The 18,184-nt window shown below is 71.5% G+C and carries 18 protein-coding genes; 7 read left to right on the plus strand and 11 right to left on the minus strand.

Annotated elements, in window-relative coordinates; genetic code table 11:
- The first annotated feature begins 17 nt into the window (after positions 1-17).
- Complete coding sequence (locus tag LJ657_RS12120) at positions 18-854, plus strand: pentapeptide repeat-containing protein (protein ID WP_232648484.1); 837 nt, start codon at positions 18-20, stop codon at positions 852-854.
- On the opposite strand, the gene LJ657_RS12125 is transcribed toward LJ657_RS12120, so the two are convergent.
- On the minus strand, positions 816-2,360 hold the full coding sequence (locus LJ657_RS12125) for a cytochrome P450 (RefSeq protein WP_232648487.1): 1,545 nt from the start codon (positions 2,358-2,360) through the stop codon (positions 816-818). The genes LJ657_RS12120 and LJ657_RS12125 overlap by 39 nt on opposite strands.
- A 140-nt stretch (positions 2,361-2,500) precedes the next feature.
- Here LJ657_RS12125 and LJ657_RS12130 point away from each other — a divergent pair, with 140 nt between their 5' ends.
- Positions 2,501-3,109: a TetR/AcrR family transcriptional regulator gene (locus LJ657_RS12130; RefSeq protein ID WP_232648489.1), complete on the plus strand. Its 609-nt coding sequence runs from the start codon at positions 2,501-2,503 to the stop codon at positions 3,107-3,109.
- Positions 3,110-3,193: 84 nt separating this feature from the next.
- Positions 3,194-3,919 (plus strand): DUF2470 domain-containing protein, encoded by a 726-nt coding sequence (locus LJ657_RS12135; protein ID WP_232648490.1) that lies wholly within the window; start codon positions 3,194-3,196, stop codon positions 3,917-3,919.
- Here LJ657_RS12135 and LJ657_RS12140 read toward each other — a convergent pair.
- The 3 genes from LJ657_RS12140 to LJ657_RS12150 all read right to left on the minus strand — a co-directional run bounded on the left by LJ657_RS12140 (position 3,887) and on the right by LJ657_RS12150 (position 7,612).
- Positions 3,887-5,128, minus strand: coding sequence for a lactonase family protein (locus tag LJ657_RS12140; protein ID WP_232648491.1), 1,242 nt, complete (start codon positions 5,126-5,128; stop codon positions 3,887-3,889). The genes LJ657_RS12135 and LJ657_RS12140 overlap by 33 nt on opposite strands.
- 114 nt (positions 5,129-5,242) lie before the next feature.
- Positions 5,243-6,286: a hypothetical protein gene (locus LJ657_RS12145; protein ID WP_232648493.1), complete on the minus strand. Its 1,044-nt coding sequence runs from the start codon at positions 6,284-6,286 to the stop codon at positions 5,243-5,245.
- A gap of 54 nt (positions 6,287-6,340) precedes the next feature.
- Positions 6,341-7,612 (minus strand): FUSC family protein, encoded by a 1,272-nt coding sequence (locus LJ657_RS12150; protein ID WP_232648495.1) that lies wholly within the window; start codon positions 7,610-7,612, stop codon positions 6,341-6,343.
- 113 nt (positions 7,613-7,725) lie between these two features.
- On the opposite strand from LJ657_RS12150, the gene LJ657_RS12155 reads away from it, so the two are divergent.
- Complete coding sequence (locus LJ657_RS12155) at positions 7,726-8,319, plus strand: TIGR03086 family metal-binding protein (RefSeq protein ID WP_232648497.1); 594 nt, start codon at positions 7,726-7,728, stop codon at positions 8,317-8,319.
- Positions 8,320-8,361: 42 nt separating this feature from the next.
- On the opposite strand, the gene LJ657_RS48930 is transcribed toward LJ657_RS12155, so the two are convergent.
- Positions 8,362-8,562, minus strand: coding sequence for a hypothetical protein (locus tag LJ657_RS48930; RefSeq protein WP_372487907.1), 201 nt, complete (start codon positions 8,560-8,562; stop codon positions 8,362-8,364).
- Between the two features lie 90 nt (positions 8,563-8,652).
- Positions 8,653-9,279 (minus strand): CGNR zinc finger domain-containing protein, encoded by a 627-nt coding sequence (locus tag LJ657_RS12165; protein WP_232648499.1) that lies wholly within the window; start codon positions 9,277-9,279, stop codon positions 8,653-8,655.
- 138 nt (positions 9,280-9,417) lie between these two features.
- On the opposite strand from LJ657_RS12165, the gene LJ657_RS12170 reads away from it, so the two are divergent.
- Positions 9,418-10,416, plus strand: coding sequence for a quinone oxidoreductase family protein (locus LJ657_RS12170; RefSeq protein ID WP_232648500.1), 999 nt, complete (start codon positions 9,418-9,420; stop codon positions 10,414-10,416).
- A 69-nt stretch (positions 10,417-10,485) separates the two neighbouring features.
- Complete coding sequence (locus LJ657_RS12175; RefSeq protein WP_232648502.1) at positions 10,486-11,388, plus strand: DUF3626 domain-containing protein; 903 nt, start codon at positions 10,486-10,488, stop codon at positions 11,386-11,388.
- Here LJ657_RS12175 and LJ657_RS12180 read toward each other — a convergent pair.
- From LJ657_RS12180 to LJ657_RS12200, 5 genes are all read right to left on the minus strand, one after another.
- Positions 11,340-11,915: a PAS domain-containing protein gene (locus tag LJ657_RS12180; protein ID WP_269786402.1), complete on the minus strand. Its 576-nt coding sequence runs from the start codon at positions 11,913-11,915 to the stop codon at positions 11,340-11,342. The two genes, LJ657_RS12175 and LJ657_RS12180, sit on opposite strands and share 49 nt — an antisense overlap.
- 101 nt (positions 11,916-12,016) lie before the next feature.
- On the minus strand, positions 12,017-13,660 hold the full coding sequence (locus LJ657_RS12185) for a glycoside hydrolase family 13 protein (RefSeq protein WP_232648504.1): 1,644 nt from the start codon (positions 13,658-13,660) through the stop codon (positions 12,017-12,019).
- A gap of 38 nt (positions 13,661-13,698) precedes the next feature.
- Positions 13,699-14,541, minus strand: a complete 843-nt coding sequence (locus tag LJ657_RS12190) for a carbohydrate ABC transporter permease (RefSeq protein ID WP_232648506.1) — start codon at positions 14,539-14,541, stop codon at positions 13,699-13,701.
- A complete protein-coding gene (locus tag LJ657_RS12195; RefSeq protein ID WP_232648507.1) occupies positions 14,538-15,527 on the minus strand; it encodes a carbohydrate ABC transporter permease in 990 nt (329 codons plus the stop codon). The genes LJ657_RS12190 and LJ657_RS12195 overlap by 4 nt, the downstream gene beginning before the upstream one ends.
- An 11-nt stretch (positions 15,528-15,538) precedes the next feature.
- Positions 15,539-16,828: an ABC transporter substrate-binding protein gene (locus LJ657_RS12200; protein WP_232648508.1), complete on the minus strand. Its 1,290-nt coding sequence runs from the start codon at positions 16,826-16,828 to the stop codon at positions 15,539-15,541.
- Between the two features lie 210 nt (positions 16,829-17,038).
- Between LJ657_RS12200 and LJ657_RS12205 the strand changes: the two genes are divergently transcribed.
- The gene (locus LJ657_RS12205; protein ID WP_308117024.1) at positions 17,039-18,091 is read left to right on the plus strand and encodes a LacI family DNA-binding transcriptional regulator; all 1,053 of its coding nucleotides are present in this window, start codon (positions 17,039-17,041) and stop codon (positions 18,089-18,091) included.
- Positions 18,092-18,184: the final 93 nt, after the last annotated feature.

Raw genomic sequence — 18,184 nt, forward strand, 5'->3', positions numbered from 1 at the left:
CCGTTAGGCTTGGCGTCATGCCAGATCAGACAGCCGACCGGGCCGAGCTGCGCGGGGACTGCGAGCGTTGCTTCGGGCTGTGCTGTGTCGCCCTGCCGTTCGCCGCCTCCGCCGACTTCGCGAACGACAAGCAGGCCGGCACGCCCTGCCCGAACCTTCGCGACGACCACCGCTGCGGCATCCACGCCCGCCTGCGGCAGCAGGGATTCAACGGCTGCACGGTCTACGACTGCTTCGGCGCGGGCCAGAAGGTCTCACAGGTCACCTTCGGCGGACAGGACTGGCGCACCAGCTCGCGGGCGGACGCCCGGCGCATGTTCGATGTGTTCCCGGTCGTACGGCAGCTGCACGAACTGCTCTGGTACCTCACCGAGGCCCTTGCTCTGCCCCCGGCCCGCCCGGTCCACGCGGATCTGCGCCGGGCCCTGGAGAAGACCGAGGAGCTCACTCGCCGACCCCCCGAGCAACTGGCCGCGTTGGACGTGGGCGCGCACCGGCAGGAGGTCAACGTGCTCCTGCTGAAGACCAGCGAGCTGGTACGGGCCGGTTCTGGCGCCCGCGGCCGAAAGAAGGACCGCCGTGGTGCCGACCTGATGGGCGCCCGCCTCAAGGGTGCCGACCTGCGCGGTGCGAACCTCCGCGGCGCCTACCTCATCGCCGCCGACCTGACCGGCGCCGACCTGCGCGACGTGGACATGATCGGCGCTGACCTGCGGGACGCGGATCTCACCGACGCCGACCTGACCGGCGCGTTCTTCCTCACCCAGCCCCAGCTCAACGCCGCCCGCGGCAGCGCCGGAACCCGGCTGCCGCGCTCAGTCACCCGCCCCGTGCACTGGGCAGCGCAGCTCTGACGAAGCCTCCTCGACGGCCTGCGCGGGTGCGGAGCACGCCGAGACCGTACGCCGCTCCAGGTGCAGCCGCAGCCCCTCCGGCATCAGCGTGAGCCGCTCGGTGACCCGCAGCCGGTAATCCGGGTCGGGCCGCAGGTCGTAGCGGCGCAGCAGCAGACCGAGTACCAGCGTGGCCTCGTGCAGTGCGAACTGCCGCCCTATGCACGCCCGCGCCCCCGTCCCGAACGGCTTGAAGGTGTGCGGGGCCCGGGACCGTACGGCCTTCGGGTCGAAGCGGTCCGGGTCGAACCGCTCAGCGTCGCTGCCCCACACCTCCGGGTCGCGGTGCAGCATCGCGGTCAGGACCAGCGCCCAGGCACCCCGCCTCATCGGATGGTCCCCGGCCAGCACCGTGTCCTGACGGGCCTCCCGGGCGAAGGCCGGTGCCGTCGGCCACAGCCGCAGCGCCTCGTCCAGCACCCGCCTCACATACCGCAGCTTGGCCACCTGGTCGTAGCCGGGCACCGTCGAGTCCCCCCAGACGGCGTCCACCTCGGCCCGCGCGCGTGCCGCGATCTCGGGGTGCCGGGAGAGGTAGTGCAGGGCGAAGGACAGCGCGCCCGACGTCGTCTCGTGGCCGGCCACCAGGAAGGTGATGACCTGGCGGCGCACGTTCTCGGCGGACAGGCGCTCCCCGGTCCCGGAGTGGGCCGTCTCCAGCATGCGGTCCAGCAGATCCCCTTCGCCGCCCTCGCCCGACGCCCGGCGGACCCGGACCAGATCGTCCACCGTGCGGTTGAGATACGCGATGTCGGCCTCGTTGCGGCGCGAGGCACTTCGCAGCAGGAACGGCGCCAGCGGCGAGGGCACCGCGTTCAGACGCTGGGCGTACGTCAGCGTACCCACCATCGCGGTCACGAACGGATGCAGTCGCGGCCGCTCGAAGGAACCGAAGTCGTGCCCGAACCCGGTGCGCGCGATCGTCTCCAGCGTCAGCTTGGTCATGTCACCGGGCACGTCCACCGCCCGGCCCGCCGCCTGCTCGCGGTCCCAGTGGTCGGTCAGCCGCTCGGCCACCGCCAGCATCATCGGGTGGTAGCCCTCCATGGCTTCCCGGCTGAACCCAGGGGCCAGCACGTCGTGCGCCAGCTGCCAGTTCGACTCGTGGTTGTACGCCGTGAACAGCGCGTCCCCGACGACCGGCCGCAGATTGGCGACCCCGAGGCCGACGTGCTTGGCGAAGCGCGACTCGTCCGCCATGTCGGCCGCCGGCTCGGCGCCCCACACGAACACGAACTCCTTGCCGAACGCCTTGCGCCGGAAGATCGGCCCGAGCTGCCGTGCGTAGCGCATGGAGTCCTGGACGGGCGTGCGCCGGTCGGCGCCGAGCACATCGCCGAGCAGAGGGAGCCGGTGCGGGGGGTGTGGGATGCGGTGCAGCTCGGGCCAGCCCTGTTCGGCGCCCCGGAACCCCTTGGGAAGCGACGCTTCCACCACCGGTCCGACCGTTGACGTCGTCTCCGCCATGACGCGTTCTCCCTTGAATCAGCGGCAGGTTGAGCTGTCGTGCAGCTGCTGGTTGAGCTGTCATGCAGCTGTTGTACGTGGGTTCAATAGCGGCTCCAGTCTGATCCCGCTGTTGAACCGGCGTCAAGTAAAGTGCGGGCATGGCCGCGAACCAGGGCGAGCGCACGCGCCGAAGGCTCAGCACCGAGGAGCGCAGGGAACAGCTGCTGTCGGTGGGCGCGCGGCTGTTCTCGGAGAGTCCCTACGACGAGGTGTGGATCGAGCAGGTCGCCGAGATCGCCGGTGTGTCGCGCGGGCTGCTGTACCACTACTTCCCGACCAAGCGGGACTTCTTCGCGGCGGTCGTCGAGCGGCAGAGCGAGCGGATGCTGCGGATGACGGCGGCGGTGCCCGGGGTTCCGGCGCGCGAGCAGCTGGCCGCCGGTCTCGACACCTTTCTGGAGTACGTGCACGCCCACGCGCACGGCTTCCGCGCCTTCCACCGCGCCGACGCGGCCGGGGACCAGGCCATCCGCCGGGTCTACCAGCGGGCGCTGGCGGCCCAGGAGCGGCAGATCCTGGCGACGCTCGCCGCCGACCCCGAACTCGGCCCGGTCGCGCAGCAGCGCCCCGACCTCAAGCTGGCCGTCCGCGGCTGGCTGGCCTTCACCACGGCCGTCTGCCTTGAGTGGCTTCGGGGTTCGGATCTGACCCGGGAGCAGGTGCGCGACCTGTGCGCCAGGGCGCTGCTGGGTGTCATCGCACCCTGAGGCGCGCACGCTTCCGCCGCCCCGTGGTTGGCGTACGCCCCGATCTTCGATAGCTTAGGCAAGCCTTACCTAAGGAGGTTTGGGATGAGTGACAGCCCCAGCTGGACTGCCGCGCCCGCCGCGGCCGAACGGGCCAGGTCGGTTCTCGCCGCCGCCTGGTCCTGCGCGGTGACCGCGGACGGCGGTCGCGAGGAGTTCGTCGGCGCCCATAGCGTGGACGAGGACGGTCGGGTGCTGCTGCACGTGCCCGAGGACAGCGCGCTGCTCGCGGCCGCGATCTGCGCGCCCCGCGGAGAACCCCATGCGGTGCTGGAGTTCGCCGACGTCGCGCCCGTCCCCGTGCGCCACCGGATCCGGGCCCGGCTCTGGCTCGCGGGGTACTTCCTTCCCGAGGACGGCCACCTGGCGTTCCGCGCCACCCGGGTCGTGCTGCGGCAGTCCTTTGGCGCGGTGGTCGTCGACCTCGACGAGTTCGCCGCCGCCGAGCCCGACCCGCTGGCCCTCGCCGAGGCGCACCTGCTGACCCATCTCGCCGACTGCCATCCCGACGCCGTCGAACGGCTCACCCGGCTCGTCGAACACGCCAGTCTGCACGGCGCGGTCCGCGTCCAGCCCGTCGCTGTCGACCGGCACGGACTGACGCTGCGCATCGAGCGCAACCGCGCCCACGGCGACGTACGACTGCCGTTCCATGCGCCCGCCGACGACATCGGACAGCTCACGGAACGCATGCACGCCCTGCTCGCGCAGGCGAGCGCCGCCTCCTGTCCGCGGGCTCTACAGCGGCAGCGCACAGACGGCGACGGGTGAGGCGAACGGCTCGCCCGCGAGTCGTAGTTCACCGCTCTTGTCGTCGACGTGGAAGACGCTGACCGTGCCGGACTTCTGGTTCGCCGCGAACAGCAGCGTGCCGTCCGGCGAGAAGGCGATCTGGCGCGGGAAGTCGCCGGACACCGGCACCGTGCCGAGCAGCCGCAGCCGGGCGCCGTCCGCGTCGACCGCATACCGGGCGAGGCTGTTGTCACCGCGGTTGGCGAGATAGGCGTAGGAGCCGTTCGCGGTCACCAGGATCTGCGCCGGGTAGTTGGTGCCCGGCCCGGAGCCCGTGCTCTGCGGATCGCCGATCGTCAGCCGCCCCGTGGCGGCCTCGTACGCGCAGACCGCGACCGTGTTGTCGACCTCGTTGGCCAGATAGGCGTGCCGTCCACCGGGGTGGAAGGTGAGGTGGCGCGGACCGGCGCCCGGCCGCGTGTGCGCCTGCGCGACCTCGGTCAGGGTGCCCCGGCGTTCGTCGAGGCGGTAGGTGTAGACGGTGTCCGTGCCCAGGTCGACGGCGAGCACATGACCGCCGTCGGGGCTGGTGATGAACTGGTGGGCGTGCGGGCCCTGTTGACCCGGACCGGGTGCCGGAGTCGAGTGCGTGACCACGTCTGTGCGTTCGCCCGGCGCGCCCGACGTGTCGATCGGATGCACGGCCACGCTGCCCGACGTGTAGTTGGCGCTCAGCAGCCAACGGCCGCTCGGATGCACGGAGAGGTGGCAGGGCCCCGCCCCGCCGGTGCTGCGGACGCCAAGGATCTTGCGATCGGCGAGGCGTACGGCGGTCACGGCTCCGTCGTCGTGCTCGTTCACCGTGTACACGGTGCGGCGGTCCGGGTGGAGCGCGAGATACGACGGGTTGACGATGCCGGTGAGCGTTCCGGTGCCGGTGATCCGGCCGGACGCGGGGTCGTACGTGGCGAGGCCGATGCCCGTGCCGCCGCCCTCGACCGTGGTGTAGGTGCCGAAGTAGAGCGGCTGGGGGCCGGAGGGCTTCTTGGCCGTGTGCGGGGCGGACGGCTCGGCCGACGGCCGCTCGGCAGCGGGCGCCGCTCGGTCAGGGGGCGTGGGGATGTCGGCGGCCGCGTTCTCGGGTGGCGCGGGCGCCGGCAGTGCCGTCACCGCGGCCGCTCCCGCGAGCGCGCCGACGAGACGGCGCCTGCTCCAGCCGCCGCCCGCAGCTCCCGTCCCACTGCCCATGTCCACACCTCAGGTGGTCGCTCGCCTCGATCGTGACAAGCCACCATGACCCGTGCCGCCAGGTGTGCGCAAGAACAGCAACGCCCGTTGCATAGCATGCAACAGCTGGTCCGTCTACCAGTCGCCGCCCTCCACCGGCTTGCCCGGCTCGTCCTTCAGCTGCTTGGCCTGCTGTGGCGCCGGATCCTGCCAGGGCTCGTGGTCGTCGCCGAGCCAGTCGCCGACCGGCTTCACGCCCTCCAGCGTGTCCGCGGGCGTGAGATCCTCCGCGTCCTGGTCGTAGTAGTCGTACCAGGGCAGTCCCACCCGGGTGTACTCCGCGCGGTTCACGGGTGACGGCGGGGGAGCCTCGCCGGTGATACGGCGCCACTCCGGAGGCGTGACCAGGTGCACGAACACCCTCCCGGCGGGCTGCTCGGCCCAGTCATCGAGGCGCCGGACGTCGCGGTAGACCTCCTGGCGCATCGAACCGCCGACGCCGAGCCCCATGGCCGCGGCGGGACGCGCACGGCCGGCCGAAGCCGCCACCGGGCCGCCCGGCGTGGCCGCCGCCATGGGCAGCGCCGCGCCGTACCCACCGGCCGCCATGCTCGTCCGCTGCCGCTGGGAGAGGCGCCGCTCCTCCTCGCGCCACTCGGCAAGCTTCCGCTCGCGGAGCGGAAAGGACTGCAGCTGTACGCCGCCCCAGGTCTCCTCGCCCGTGACCTGGCCCTCGACGGTCGCCCCCAGCCCCAGCGGCACCGCCACGAACTGGCGGACCGTGCCCTTCCCGGAGTTGATGCCGTCCAGCCAGGGCTGGCGGGGCAGCACCACATAGTTCTGCGGCTTCCGGGACAGCCGGTCGCTCCACGGCTTCCCCGAGACCGCGCACACCTTGCCCACGCCGACCTGCAGAGCGGCCGGCTCCGTGGTCCCCCCGAAGCTCAGCCACATCGCCTCCCGCAGATACACCGGCACCATCACACCGCCCCGCGCACGCCACTGCTCGGGCACCGTGTCGGGGAAGTCCGAGACCCGGCGGACCGGGAATTCGCCGAGGCCCGGCGGCAGCGGATGGGTGCCCGACTCGGGCAGCCGCAGGGTGCGCACGAACCGCACCGCCACCCCGCCCGGCAACCGCAGGGTGTTCCCGTCGATCCGCACGCTCTGGTCCGTCATCCGCCCGCCCCCTCGTTCCGGGTCCCGGAAGCGCACGCCGCTCCGGTGACTCCGTCACCTAGAACGACGCTCGGCGCCGTCGGGGTTCCTGCGCAGCACCTCCGGAACCCGCAGCCGTTCGGAATCGCGCAGGCTCTCCCGCAGCCTGGTCAGCCGGGGCATGCGCTCGCGCTGCTCGCGGGACGTGCGGTCCAGCTCCTCGAAGAGGCGGCGGGAGCGGTGCTCGGTGTCCATCTCGTCGAGGATGCGGTTGACCTCCGTCAGCACGGCCCCGTACAGCTGCCAGGTGCGGGCGTCGTGCTGCACCTCCTCCAACAGCAGCTGGGCCAGCTTGTCGCGGGTGGCCGCTGCCTGCCGCAGTTCGGCGGCCAGCCGGGACTCCGCCGACTCGGCGCTCACACTGACGTGGCTGGTGACCAGCACGGCGAAACTGACCACGGCGTCGGCGATCTCCGACAGCAGCCGCTCCACGGCGGCCCCCGTCTCCGGCGCGAACAGGGGCTCGGGATCGCGTTCCTTGGCCAGGTCGGTGAGGGTGCGGGCCAGCACCCGCAGTACCACCGTGCAGATCTCCAGCGTGTCCAGGCCGGTCCGCAGCACCACCCGGTGCAGCAGGCCCTCACGCACGCGGGGATTGAGCCGCAGACTGTCCTCGGCCTGCCTCAGGGCCGCGTCCACCTCCACGATGTCGTGGTCGAGCCGGCGTGCCTCGTGCAGCCGCTCGGTCGCCCGCTCGACGGGCGTACGGCCGGCGGCCTCCTCGCCCATGCGCAGCATCAGCTGCCGTACCCGGCGGGCCAGCCCCTCGATCGACTCGCCGGCCTCGTCCACCCACACCGGTGGCGCGAGCAGCAGATTGCAGCCGAACCCGACGACCGCGCCGATCAGTGTCTCCACCACCCGCGCCCACGCCGTGTCCCCATGGGTGGTCACTCCGAGCACCAGCATGGCGCTGATCGCCACCTCGGGTACGTACTCCTCGACCCGCACCAGCCGTCCCACCGCCAGTGAGGCCACGATCAGCAGGGCCAGACTCCACCAGGTCAGACCCACCAGGAGACTGAAGGCGATGGCGACGAGGACGCCGGCCACGACCGAGTTCACCCGGCGGATGCCGTTGGTGAGGGTGGCGTACAGGGTGACCTGGACGACCAGCAGCGCGGTCAGCGGGGCGGTGAGCGGCGCCGGCTCGGGGCTGAGACGCAGCGCGACGACGTACGCGATCGTCGCAGCGGCAGCCGCCCGCAGGGTCTGCACGACCATCGGGTCCCGGCGCCGTTTCGCAAAGCGCACGAGAGACGCCGTCCACTCACGTACATCGAGCATCCTCGGGCCGTGCCCTTCCTGTCCTTGAGGACTGTGTCATTGAGGACCGTAACTGTCCGCAAGGCAGCCTAGATTGTTCATGTCGGTCGAAGGATGACAGGAGGGGAACAATCGTGGAGCGCACCCAGGTCATCGAGGTTCTCACGCGAGCGCACGCTTATCTCGCCGAGGTGGTCGCAGGAGTGCCGGAGCCGGCGTGGGGAGCGCCGACGCCGTGCACCGAGTGGACGGTACGGCAGGTCCTCAACCACGCCCGGATCGACCAGCAGGCCTACGGTCTCGCGATCACCGGCGGCCGCCCGGACTCCGACCCGTTCCACCCCGCCGACGCCCTCGACGGAGATCCGGCCGCAGAGCTGGACAAGGTACTGCGCGCCGTGGCGGACGCCTACGCGGGACTGCCCGCCGACGCCGAGCAGGCACCGACGCCGCTGGGTCCCATGCCCGTGCCTCTCGCCGCGGCGGCGGCCGCCATGGACGCGGCCGTGCACGCCTGGGACATCGCGGTCGCCACGGGCCAGGACCGGCCGCTGGCCGGCGAACTGGCCGAGGGGATCTGGCCGGCGGTGCAACGGCTCGTCGATCACCTCCGGGACGCCTACCAGGTGTTCGCGCCCGCGCGCGAGCCTGCGCCGGACCACGACAGGGCCGAGGTGCTGCTCGCCTTCCTGGGCCGCGACCCGCACTGGTCCCCTGTGCCGTCCTGACGCACACGGCGGAGCGCACCCGAGAGCACACAGCCCGACCAGTCAGTTCGTCACCGCCGGGAACTGGTGGACGACGAAGTCGAATGCCTGCCCGGTCCGCAGATCCCCCAGCAGCAAGGCCCACAGCTGACCGAGCCCCCTCACCCGGTCGCCGCGCAGCCGCACCATCCCGGCCACGGCAGCCTCGGCTCCCGCTATGTGAGCGTCGGCCTGACCTTCGACCCGGGCTCGTTCGAACGCCACCGGTCGGGACGGCGCCATCCATCGCTGGACGCCGGGACCGGCGGGGCCGGGCACCAATGAACGGACCCTCGACCGCGTCCGGTACCGCGACTACGTCCTGGACCTGCGCTCGGTCGGCTCACCCGCCCGCGACTGGGCGGCCCGGCCGCGGGACCGGTAGCCGGCGACCTTCGCGAGATTGCCGCAGCGGTCCATCGAGCACCAACGGCGGCGCCGGGCCTGGGAGTCGTCCAGGAACAGCAGTGAACAGTCCGGGTTCTCGCACTCCTTGACGCGCTCCAGCAAGGGGCTGCGCACGAGGAGGACGGCATCCCGGGCCACCGTCGCCAGAGCAGCACGGGCCGGCTGCCGGGCCGTCCAGCGTACGGGGCCCAGCTGGGGGGCCAGGTCCGGGCGGGCCGCCGCCTCGTTGATCAGCTCCACGTCGGCCGGTTCCGGGTCCGGCCCGGCCATCGATGTGCGCACAAGGCGGTAGAGGGCCTCACGCAGGACGCGGGCGCCCGCCAGGTCCCGGGCGGTGGCCCGCACCGGCTCGCCGTCCGCGGCCAGCTCCGCCTCCGTGAACCAGCGGGCCAGCGCGGCCGGGTCCGGGAGCCGCTCCAGCGGAACGTTCGCGTGCCTCCGGCCGAGCGTCGCCACGAAGTTCAGGCAGGGGCGGCCGCCGATGAAGGGGAACGCGAGCGCCGGGTCGGCGGGGGTCGCGGAGGTGCCGGTCATACGGGAGAGCGTACACCGGTTCATGAGGTGTCGGTCATGGCCACGGCCCCTTGACACCAGTTGAAGAGGTGTTGGATGGTGACACCACTTCAACCGGTGTCAGCCGGGTGGTCGGCTGTGACAGGAAGCGGGTGCGGTATGCGTGCGGTACGGATCGACGAGTTCGGCGGGCCCGAGGTGCTGGTGCCGGTCGAGGTGCCCGACCCCGTGGCGGGGCCCGGCGAGGTGCTGGTGCGGATAGCGGCTGCGGGCGTGAACCGCGCCGACGCGCTGATCAGGTCCGGCGTCTATCACCGGGCCGGGCGGCCGCCGCTGATCCCCGGCGTGGAGGCGTCGGGAGTCGTCGCGGCGCTGGGGGAGGGGGTGAGCGGTCTGGAGGTCGGGCAGCGGGTCATGGCCCTGGACGGGGTGAACGCCCCGGGCTTCTACGCCGAGTTGGCGCCCGTACCCGCCACCCAGGTAACCGTCCTGCCGCAGGGCGTGGGCCTGACGGAGGCGGCCACACTGCCCGTGGCCTGGCTCTCCGCCTGGTACTGCCTGCGCCACCTCGCCCGGGTCACCAAGGAGGACACCATGGTGGTGAAAGCGGCCGCGAGCGGGGTCGGCAGTGCTGCCGTGCAGATCGCCGCCCAGGCGGGCGCGCGGGTCATCGCCCTCGCCGGATCGGCCGAAAAGGCAGCCTGGGCAGGGGAGTTCGGAGCCCACGCCACCGTTGACACCTCCGCCCATCCCGACGACGCGGAGGTCGAGGAGGTGCTGCGACTGACAGACGGCCGCGGCGCCGACGTCGTCCTCGACACCGTCGGCGGCCCGGCGTTCGGCCGCAGCCTGCGCCAGGTGAGCCACGGCGGCCGGGTCGTGGCCCTGGCCAACGTGGCCCTGGCGCCGAGCACCGTCGACACCCGTGACTTCTACCCCAAGAACGCCGCGATCCTCGGCTTCCAGCTCACCAACCTCCAGATCCACGGCTACGACCCCCGCAACGACCTGCGTGAGCTGGCCGAGCGGGTGGCCGCCGGGGCGTACCGGGTGCCGGTCGAAACCGTTGTACCCCTCGAACAGGCCCGTACCGCCCACGAGTTGCTGGAGCGGCGCAGCAACCGCGGCAAAATCGTCCTGGCGGTGGCCGACCTCTGAGTGATCTCATGAGGAAGGCCTCCGGGAGATCCGCCGGGCGCTTCAAGAGCGGCCCGAGAAGGAGAGCGAGTGGATTTCCGGGACCTGGGCTCACCGCGGGCGCGGCGGGCACTGCGCCATGTCGCCGTCCGTTCGACGGGCCCGTCCGTCGGCCCCGACCTGCGGATCACACTGAACTTCCACCCGGACCGGCTGGTCGGCCCACTGCCCCTTCTCCAGGCGCTGGCCCGGGACGGCGCTTACCACTCGCAGTTCGTCACCGGCACCAGCAACGGCGGGCTCACCGCGCACCCCGGCGGCGACCGCTGGCGCTGGGAGAGCCGGATCTTCGGCGGTGCCTACGACGAAGCCGACCCGCACGAGCGGCCCGTGTACGGCGCGCTGAACTTCCGGCGCCAAGTCGTCGGTGCCGCACCGCGCTTCGGCTCCTCGCACTTCCGGCTCACCGCCGACGCCCTCGCCCGCACCACCTTCTGCTACCCCGACAGCGCGGCCGGGCCGACCGACTTCGGGGTGGCCGCCGGAATGTCGCTGATCGCGCTCGCCGAGGCGGACGAGCAGGACGCCCTCAACGACTACATCGAGGCCCAGGTCCACGGAGGCGTCCTGCTCGCCCGCCACCTGGAGGCACTCGTCCTGGACGCGAGCTACCGCGGCACGCCCGTCGAGGCCGCCGCCCGTCTGCTGCCCTGCCCCGTCGAGTGGCACCCCGGCTACCGGCTGAGCGTGGCGGAGCTGTACGAACACGCCGACTACCGCGGACCGGAGTACGCGGAGCTCGGCGCCCGGATCGCGCAGGACGGCCATGTCGACCCACGGATCATCGGCGACGCGGCCCGCACCGGTCGCCACGAACCGCAGGACCTGAAGATGGTCTGGCACACCGTCGCCCGCTTCGGCGCACCCGAGGGAGCGGGCACCGCCTATGCGCCCGGCGGCCACACCCCGGGAGTGAGGACGCCGAGCGCATAGGCACGTGCCACCAGTTCGGTCCGGTTCGACGCGCCCCAGCGCGCCGACAGCCGCCGCAGGTGGTAGGTGACGCCGTCCGTGCTGAGGCCGGTCTCCTTCGCGGCCCTGGCGGTGGTCGCGCCCCCGGCGAGCAGCGCCAGGATGCGGGCCTCCACCGGCGCGACCCGCACGGGCTCCTCGCCGAGCGGCTCGCGCTCGCCCCGTACCCGCAGCATCACCAGCAGGGCGGGTGTCTCCTCCACGGTGTCGCTGACCGGGTCGGCGGTCAGCTCCCCGAACCGCTCACCGCCGCCCGGTCCCTCCCAGCACACCGACACCTGGTACCGCGAGCGGTGCCGCAGCCGCAGCGCCTGCGCGATCCGCTCCACCTGCGTGGCCTCCTGCGGCCGGAACAGCTCCAGCACATCACGGCCGCGCAGCCGTCCCGGGGTCGTACCGCACTCGGCCGCCATCTCCGGGTTGGCCAGCAGGACGGCGCCGTACGCATCGCACACCGCGACGGGCACGGAGACCCGGTCGAAGAGCATCAGGGCGCGGTTGCGCCACGTCACGGCCTCCCGACGGCCCTCTTCCACCCAGACCTCCTGCCACCCGCACAACGGCGACGCCCACTGCGTGCACTACACAATCATGTGGCGAGCCAGGCCGCCCGGTCCGGCGCCAGCACCCCGTCGTCGAGCGGGCCGCTCGCCAGCAGGACCGAGGCGTGCCCGGGCAGCCGGTACGGCTCGGCCGAGAGGTTCACCACGCACACGAACTCCGGCTCGCGGCGGAAGGCGAGGACGCCGGCCGGGGTGTCGAGCCAGGCCAGGCCGCCGTCGCCGAGGGCGGGAAGGCCGCGGCGCAGGCGCAGTGCGGCGCGGTACAGCTCCAGCATCGAGCCCTCGACACCGTCATGCGCGGCCACGCTGTGCTCCGCCCAGTCGGCCGGCTGCGGCAGCCAGGGCTCGGCCGTCGTACCGTCCGGGCTGAAGCCGTACGGGGCGCTCCGCCCCGACCACGGGATCGGCACCCGGCAGCCGTCGCGCCCGCGGTCGGTGTGCCCGGACCGCTCCCACACCGGGTCCTGGAGGACGGACTCGGGCAGGTCCTCGACCTCCGGCAGGCCGAGCTCCTCGCCCTGGTAGATGTAGGCACCGCCTGGCAGCGCGAGCATCAGCAGGGCGGCGGCGCGGGCCCGCCGAGTGCCCAGGGCCAGATCCACGGCGCCCTCGGGCCGGTAGGGCTCGTTGGCCACCCACCGCCGGACGACCCTGCGGCCGTAGCGGCTGGGGTGGCGCATGACGTCGTGGTTGGACAGCACCCAGGTGGCAGGGGCGCCCACCGCGCCGAGCATGGCGAGGGAGTCGTCGATGACGGCACGCAGATCCTTCGCGTCCCAACTGGACATCAGGAAGTCGAAGTTGAACGCCGTGTGCAGACCGTCCCGACGCACATAGGCGGCGAGCCGCTCCGGGGTGTCCGCCCAGGCCTCGGCGACGAACGACCGGTCGCCGGGGAACTCGTCGGCCACCCGGCGCCAGGCGCGGTAGACGTCGTGCACCTCGTCCCGGTCCCAGTGCGGATGGTCCAGATGTTGCCGTGGCCCGTCGGGCGCCGCTTCCGGGCGGGGCGGCAGGTCGGGCAGCTCGGGATGCTTGATCAGTCCGTGCGCCACGTCGATACGGAAGCCGTCCACGCCCCGGCTGAACCAGAACCGCAGGATCGACTCGAACTCCGCCCGCACGTCCGGGTGTCGCCAGTTGAGGTCCGGCTGTTCCGGGGCGAACAGGTGCAGGTACCACTCACCGTCGGGCAGCCGGGTCCAGGCCGGGCCGCCGAAGCAGGACACCCAGTCGTTGGGCGGCTCGGCGCCGTCCGTCCCGCGCCCGGTCCGGAAGACGTAACGCTCCCGCTCCGGGCTGCCCGGACCCGCCGCCAACGCGGTCTGGAACCAGGCATGTCGGTCGGAGGTGTGGTTGGGCACGATGTCCGGGATCACCCGGATCCCGTGCCGGTGCGCCTCCTCGATGAGCTGCTCCGCCTCGGCGACCGTGCCGAACAGCGGATCGATCTGACGGAAGTCGGCGACGTCGTATCCGTGGTCGGCCATCGGCGACTCGTACCAGGGGTTGATCCAGATCGCGTCCACGCCGAGCGACTTCAGATACGGCAGCCGGGAGCGGATGCCGGCGATGTCGCCGACGCCGTCGCCGTTGCCGTCGGCGAAACTGCGGACGTAGACCTGGTAGATGACGGCGTCGCGCCACCAAGGTGCGGTGCTGGTGGACATGTGGGTGCGTACTCCTCGCAAATCAGTGGGAAGCAGAACTACTTGGCCGCGCCGGCCGTGAGACCGGCCACGATCCGGCGCTGGAACAGCAGCACCACGACCACGAGCGGAACGGTGACCAGGACTCCGGCGGCCATCTGGCTGCCGAACGGCGTCTCGAACTGGGTCGCCCCGGCGAACTTGGAGATCGCCACGGGAGCGGTCTGGATGTCCGGCTTGTTCGTCATCGACAGCGCGATGAGGAACTCGTTCCAGGCCGCGATGAAGGTGATGATCGCGGTGGTGAAGATGCCGGGCGCGGCGAGCGGAATGATGACGCGGCGGAACGCCTGGCCGCGGGTGCAGCCGTCGATCATGGCCGCGTGCTCCAGTTCGTCGGGCATCTGCCGGAAGAACGCCGTCAGGTTCCACACCGCGAGCGGCAGTGTGAAGGACAGGCTGGGCACGATCATCGCCTGGTAGGTGTTGATCCAGCCGAAGCCGACGAACATCTTCAGCAGCGGCACCACGATCGACACCACCGGGAACATCGACGTGGCGATGATCAGCGTCAGCACGAACCGCTTGAAACGGAATTCCAGCCGCGCCATCGCGTACGCCGTGAACGTCGCCAGCAGCAGAGCACATACCGTCGTGATGCCCGCCACGACAAGGCTGTTGAGCAGCGCGCGGGTGAATCCCTCGGACGGGTCGAGGACCGCACGGTAGTTCTGGAAGGAAATCCGCGCGGGGAGGACGGAGTTGTCGAAGATGTCCGAGGTGCGGCGCAGGCTGGAGACCAGCATCCAGTAGAACGGCGCCAGACAGTAGGCGACGACGGCGGCGACCCCGAGCCAGAGCAGTGCTCTGCGCACGACCGCGTGCAGGGCGGTGGGGGTCATGCGGCCACCTCCTTGTGGCGGCGCGGCACCACGTCGGCGCCCAGCAGCCGGACGAACGCCAGCGCGACGAGGAAGACGTAGCCGAAGAGGATCACCGCGTAGGCCGCGGCCGGCCCGAAGCGCACGTTCGCGGCCTGGTCCTGGGCGAGCATGGACAGCGTCTCCACGGACGTCTTCTGCGCGCCGATCAGGATGTACGGCAGGTCGAACATGCGCAGCGCGTCGAGCGTGCGGAACAGCACGGCCACCAGCAGCGCCGGTTTGACCAGCGGCAGTGTGATGCTCCAGAACTGGCGCAGCCCGCCCGCCCCGTCCATCCGGGCCGCCTCGTACACCTCCTTCGAGATCACCTGGATCCCGGCCAGCACCAGCAAACCGATGAACGGAGCCGTCTTCCACACGTCGGCCACGATGACCGCCACCTTCGCGTGGAACCCCTCGGTGGTCCACAGGATCTGACGGCCGATCAGGGCGTTGGCGACCCCGTCGCTGTTGAAGACCCAGCGCCAGAGCAGACCCGTGACGGCGGTCGGGATCGCCCATGGCACGAGGATGGACGCGCGGACGACCGCCCGGCCGCGCAGCGCACGGTGCATGATCAGCGCCATCGCGATGCCGAGCACCGTCTCCAGCGTGACTGTGGTGACGGTCAGGAACGTCGTGTTCCAGAAGGCGTTCCAGAAGCGGTCACCCGCCGCCCCGAAGATCGCCGTGTAGTTGTCGGCGCCGACGAACGGGTCGTGGTCGCGGACGAACCCCGTCTTCGGGTCGAGGCCCGGGGTGCCGTAGAAGGAGTCCTTCAGCGCCACGACCGTCGGATACAGGACGACGACCGCCAGGACCAGCAGCGTGGGAGAGACGAGGAGAGCGCCGAGTCTGCCCTCGCCGGAGGTGGCCGTGCGGCGGCGAACCCGACCGGTGGCGTTCCCGCACGTCTTCGGTTCCGGCCTGTCGAGGGTCTCGGGCGGGTTGTGGGTGGTTGCCATGCCGTGTCTCCTCACTTCCCCGCCGCCTGCTGCCGCAGGTCCCGCTGCAGGTCCTTGAGCGCGCCGGCGCTGCTCTTGGCCCCGGTCAGCGCGGCGAACACCTCCCGCTGGACGGCCGCGGTGACATCGCCGTAGCCGAAGACCCGGGGCCGCGGCACCGCGTGCAGGATCGACTGCTTGAGCACCGGCAGGTACGGATACTTCTTCACCAGGTGCGGATCCTGGTACAGGGCCTGGTACGTGGGCGCGGCCGGTGCGTAGGCCAGTGAGAACCGCTGGGTCTCCTGGCTGGTGAAGAACCGGATGAAGTCCAGCGCGGTGGCCTTGTTCCGCGCGGAGGCGGACAGGGCCAGGTTGTGGCCGCCGAGGCTGGAGGCGCCCGGCCCGTTCAGGCCGGGCAGCGGGGCGACGGCGAACTTTCCGGCGACCTTGCTGGAGCCGTCCTTCCTGTTCGCCAGCGGATACATGTACGGCCACTGCCGTTCGAAGACGAGCCTGCCGGACTGGAAGGCGCGGCGGGCGTCCTCCTCCTGGTAGGTGGCGGCCTCCTTGGGGATGGTGCCGTCCCGGAAGGAGCGGACCAGGAACTCCAGGCCCTTCCTGGCCTGCGGGGTGTCGAGGTGCGGGCGCCCCCGGGCGTCGGTGACGACACCGCCCGCGGAGTTCACGGCCTCGGCGAAGTTCACCGTCAGGCCCTCGTACTTCTGGAACTGGCCCGCGTAACAGGACACGCCCTTGGCCGCGGGCAGCTTGCGTACCTCGGCGCAGTCGGCTTTCAACTCGGCCCAGGTGACCGGCGGTCGGTGGATTCCGGCCTGCTTCAGCAGATCGGTGCGGTAGTACAGCATGCCGCCGTCGGAGCTGGCCGGGACGGAGTACAGGCCACCGCGGTACATGCCGGTCGCGACGATCGGCTTCAGCATCTTCCCCAGCGGGAAGTGTTTCTCGGACAGCCGGTCCACCCAGCGGTGCGCCGCGAACTCCGAGGTCCATACGACGTCCAGGGACAGAACGGTGAAGGCGTCCGACCTCGTCGCCGCGTTCTGGATCATCTGCTGCCGCTGTGCGTCGGGATCGGTGGGCAGCTGCACGAAGGTCACCTTCTCCCTCGGGTGCAGCTTGTTCCAGCGGTCGAGCACCGCCCGCACGGTGCCGGTGTTGTCGGCACCGGCGACGTAGGTGATGGGGCCGCGCGCGGAGGTCGACACCGAGCCGCCGCCGGTACCGCACGCGGCGACGGCGGCCAGCCCCGCGCACAGCGCACCGGAGCGCCGCAGCGCTCTGGTCTTCCTGTTCTTCAAAGTTACTCCCGGATAGCGATTGCAGCATGGAATGCGCAGGTCACACCGTATGTATGGTGGATCATCTCCAGTTTCTAGTGGTCAGCGTGACAACGCTTGCAAGCTAGGAGGAGGCTGGGGGGTGCGTCAATGCGTTACGCGTAAGTAATGCCGTGACAGCGCTGTCACATCGGAAGGCGTGCCAGTGCACGCCTGTGCTAACGTCCGCCCATGCCAGCAGCTCAACGGCACCCCACGATGTCCGACGTCGCCGAACGGGCCGGGGTCTCCACGTCCACCGTCTCCCGCACACTGCGCGGCCTGTCGAGCGTCTCGCCGGACGTCCGCGCCCGCGTCGAACAGGCCGCCCGCGAACTGAACTTCGCGGTCTCCCGGCAGGCCTCCGGCCTGGTGACCGGCAGGACCGGTGTGGTGGCGGTGCTCGTCCCCACCCTCAAGTCGTGGTTCATGGGCTCGGCCCTGTCCAGCCTGGGCCCGCTGCTGCGCGCGGCGGACATGGAGCTGGCCGTCTACGTGATACCCGACCTGGCCGAACGCGCCTCGTTCTTCGAGCAGTTGCCGGCCCGACGCAACGCCGACGCGCTGCTGGTCCACTGCTTCGACCTCACCGACGAGGAGGGCGCCCGGCTCGACGACCTCGGGATGCCCGTCATCTACGTCAGCCAGCACGCCGAGGGACGCCCGAGCGTGTACGTCGACGACGCGGCCGGCGCCCTGAGTGGCACCCGGCACCTGCTGAACCTCGGGCACCGCCGCATCGCCTTCATGCAGAGCCCGGGCGCCACCGGCTTCTCCTTCAGCTCGCACGCGAGGCTGCACGGCTACCGGCAGGCGCTCGCCGAGGCGGGCGTTCGGGTGGACGACTCGCTCGTGGTGGCCGCTCCGGCCGAGGACAAGCGCGCCGTCGCCGAGGCGCTGGGGCAGCTGCTGGGCCTGCGCGAGCCGCCCACCGCGGTCTTCGCCGAACAGGACGAGCTCGCCGCCACCCTCATCTGGACCCTGCGCAGGGCCAGGATCGAGGTGCCCGAGGCGATGTCCGTCCTCGGCTTCGACGACCAGCCGCTGGCCGAGTGGTTCGATCTGACCACGGTGGCCCAGTCGCCCTCCGAGATGGGCCGGATGGCGGGCGAGCTGGTCCTGCGGTTGATCAACGACCCCGAGGCGGACCACGAGCGGCACATCGTCCTGCCGACCCGCCTGATCCCCCGGGGGACCACCGCTCGGCCCTCCGGGTTCGCGACGGAGGACGAGATCCCCTCCTGACGGCTTCCGCAAGCCCCGGGGGAAGTTCTTGACTACACGATCGTGTAGTCCCGTGGCGCGGGCGGCCGGATCCGCTCGACCAACCTTGATCGC

Source organism: Streptomyces guryensis (assembly GCF_021261325.1).
GTDB lineage: Bacteria > Actinomycetota > Actinomycetes > Streptomycetales > Streptomycetaceae > Streptomyces > Streptomyces guryensis.

What these genes read in the sequence shown, in the direction of transcription:
- LJ657_RS12185 (WP_232648504.1), bottom strand. Translation starts at nt 13,660, where the DNA reads ATGTCCACCAGCACCGCACCTTGGTGGCGCGACGCCGTCATCTACCAG.
- LJ657_RS12150 (WP_232648495.1), bottom strand. Translation starts at nt 7,612, where the DNA reads ATGCTCGATGTACGTGAGTGGACGGCGTCTCTCGTGCGCTTTGCGAAA.
- LJ657_RS12180 (WP_269786402.1), bottom strand. Translation starts at nt 11,915, where the DNA reads ATGCTCTTCGACCGGGTCTCCGTGCCCGTCGCGGTGTGCGATGCGTAC.
- LJ657_RS12170 (WP_232648500.1), top strand. Translation starts at nt 9,418, where the DNA reads ATGCGTGCGGTACGGATCGACGAGTTCGGCGGGCCCGAGGTGCTGGTG.
- LJ657_RS12130 (WP_232648489.1), top strand. Translation starts at nt 2,501, where the DNA reads ATGGCCGCGAACCAGGGCGAGCGCACGCGCCGAAGGCTCAGCACCGAG.
- LJ657_RS12140 (WP_232648491.1), bottom strand. Translation starts at nt 5,128, where the DNA reads ATGGGCAGTGGGACGGGAGCTGCGGGCGGCGGCTGGAGCAGGCGCCGT.
- LJ657_RS12190 (WP_232648506.1), bottom strand. Translation starts at nt 14,541, where the DNA reads ATGACCCCCACCGCCCTGCACGCGGTCGTGCGCAGAGCACTGCTCTGG.
- LJ657_RS12145 (WP_232648493.1), bottom strand. Translation starts at nt 6,286, where the DNA reads ATGACGGACCAGAGCGTGCGGATCGACGGGAACACCCTGCGGTTGCCG.
- LJ657_RS12195 (WP_232648507.1), bottom strand. Translation starts at nt 15,527, where the DNA reads ATGGCAACCACCCACAACCCGCCCGAGACCCTCGACAGGCCGGAACCG.
- LJ657_RS12125 (WP_232648487.1), bottom strand. Translation starts at nt 2,360, where the DNA reads ATGGCGGAGACGACGTCAACGGTCGGACCGGTGGTGGAAGCGTCGCTT.
- LJ657_RS12120 (WP_232648484.1), top strand. Translation starts at nt 18, where the DNA reads ATGCCAGATCAGACAGCCGACCGGGCCGAGCTGCGCGGGGACTGCGAG.
- LJ657_RS12135 (WP_232648490.1), top strand. Translation starts at nt 3,194, where the DNA reads ATGAGTGACAGCCCCAGCTGGACTGCCGCGCCCGCCGCGGCCGAACGG.
- LJ657_RS12165 (WP_232648499.1), bottom strand. Translation starts at nt 9,279, where the DNA reads ATGACCGGCACCTCCGCGACCCCCGCCGACCCGGCGCTCGCGTTCCCC.
- LJ657_RS12205 (WP_308117024.1), top strand. Translation starts at nt 17,039, where the DNA reads ATGCCAGCAGCTCAACGGCACCCCACGATGTCCGACGTCGCCGAACGG.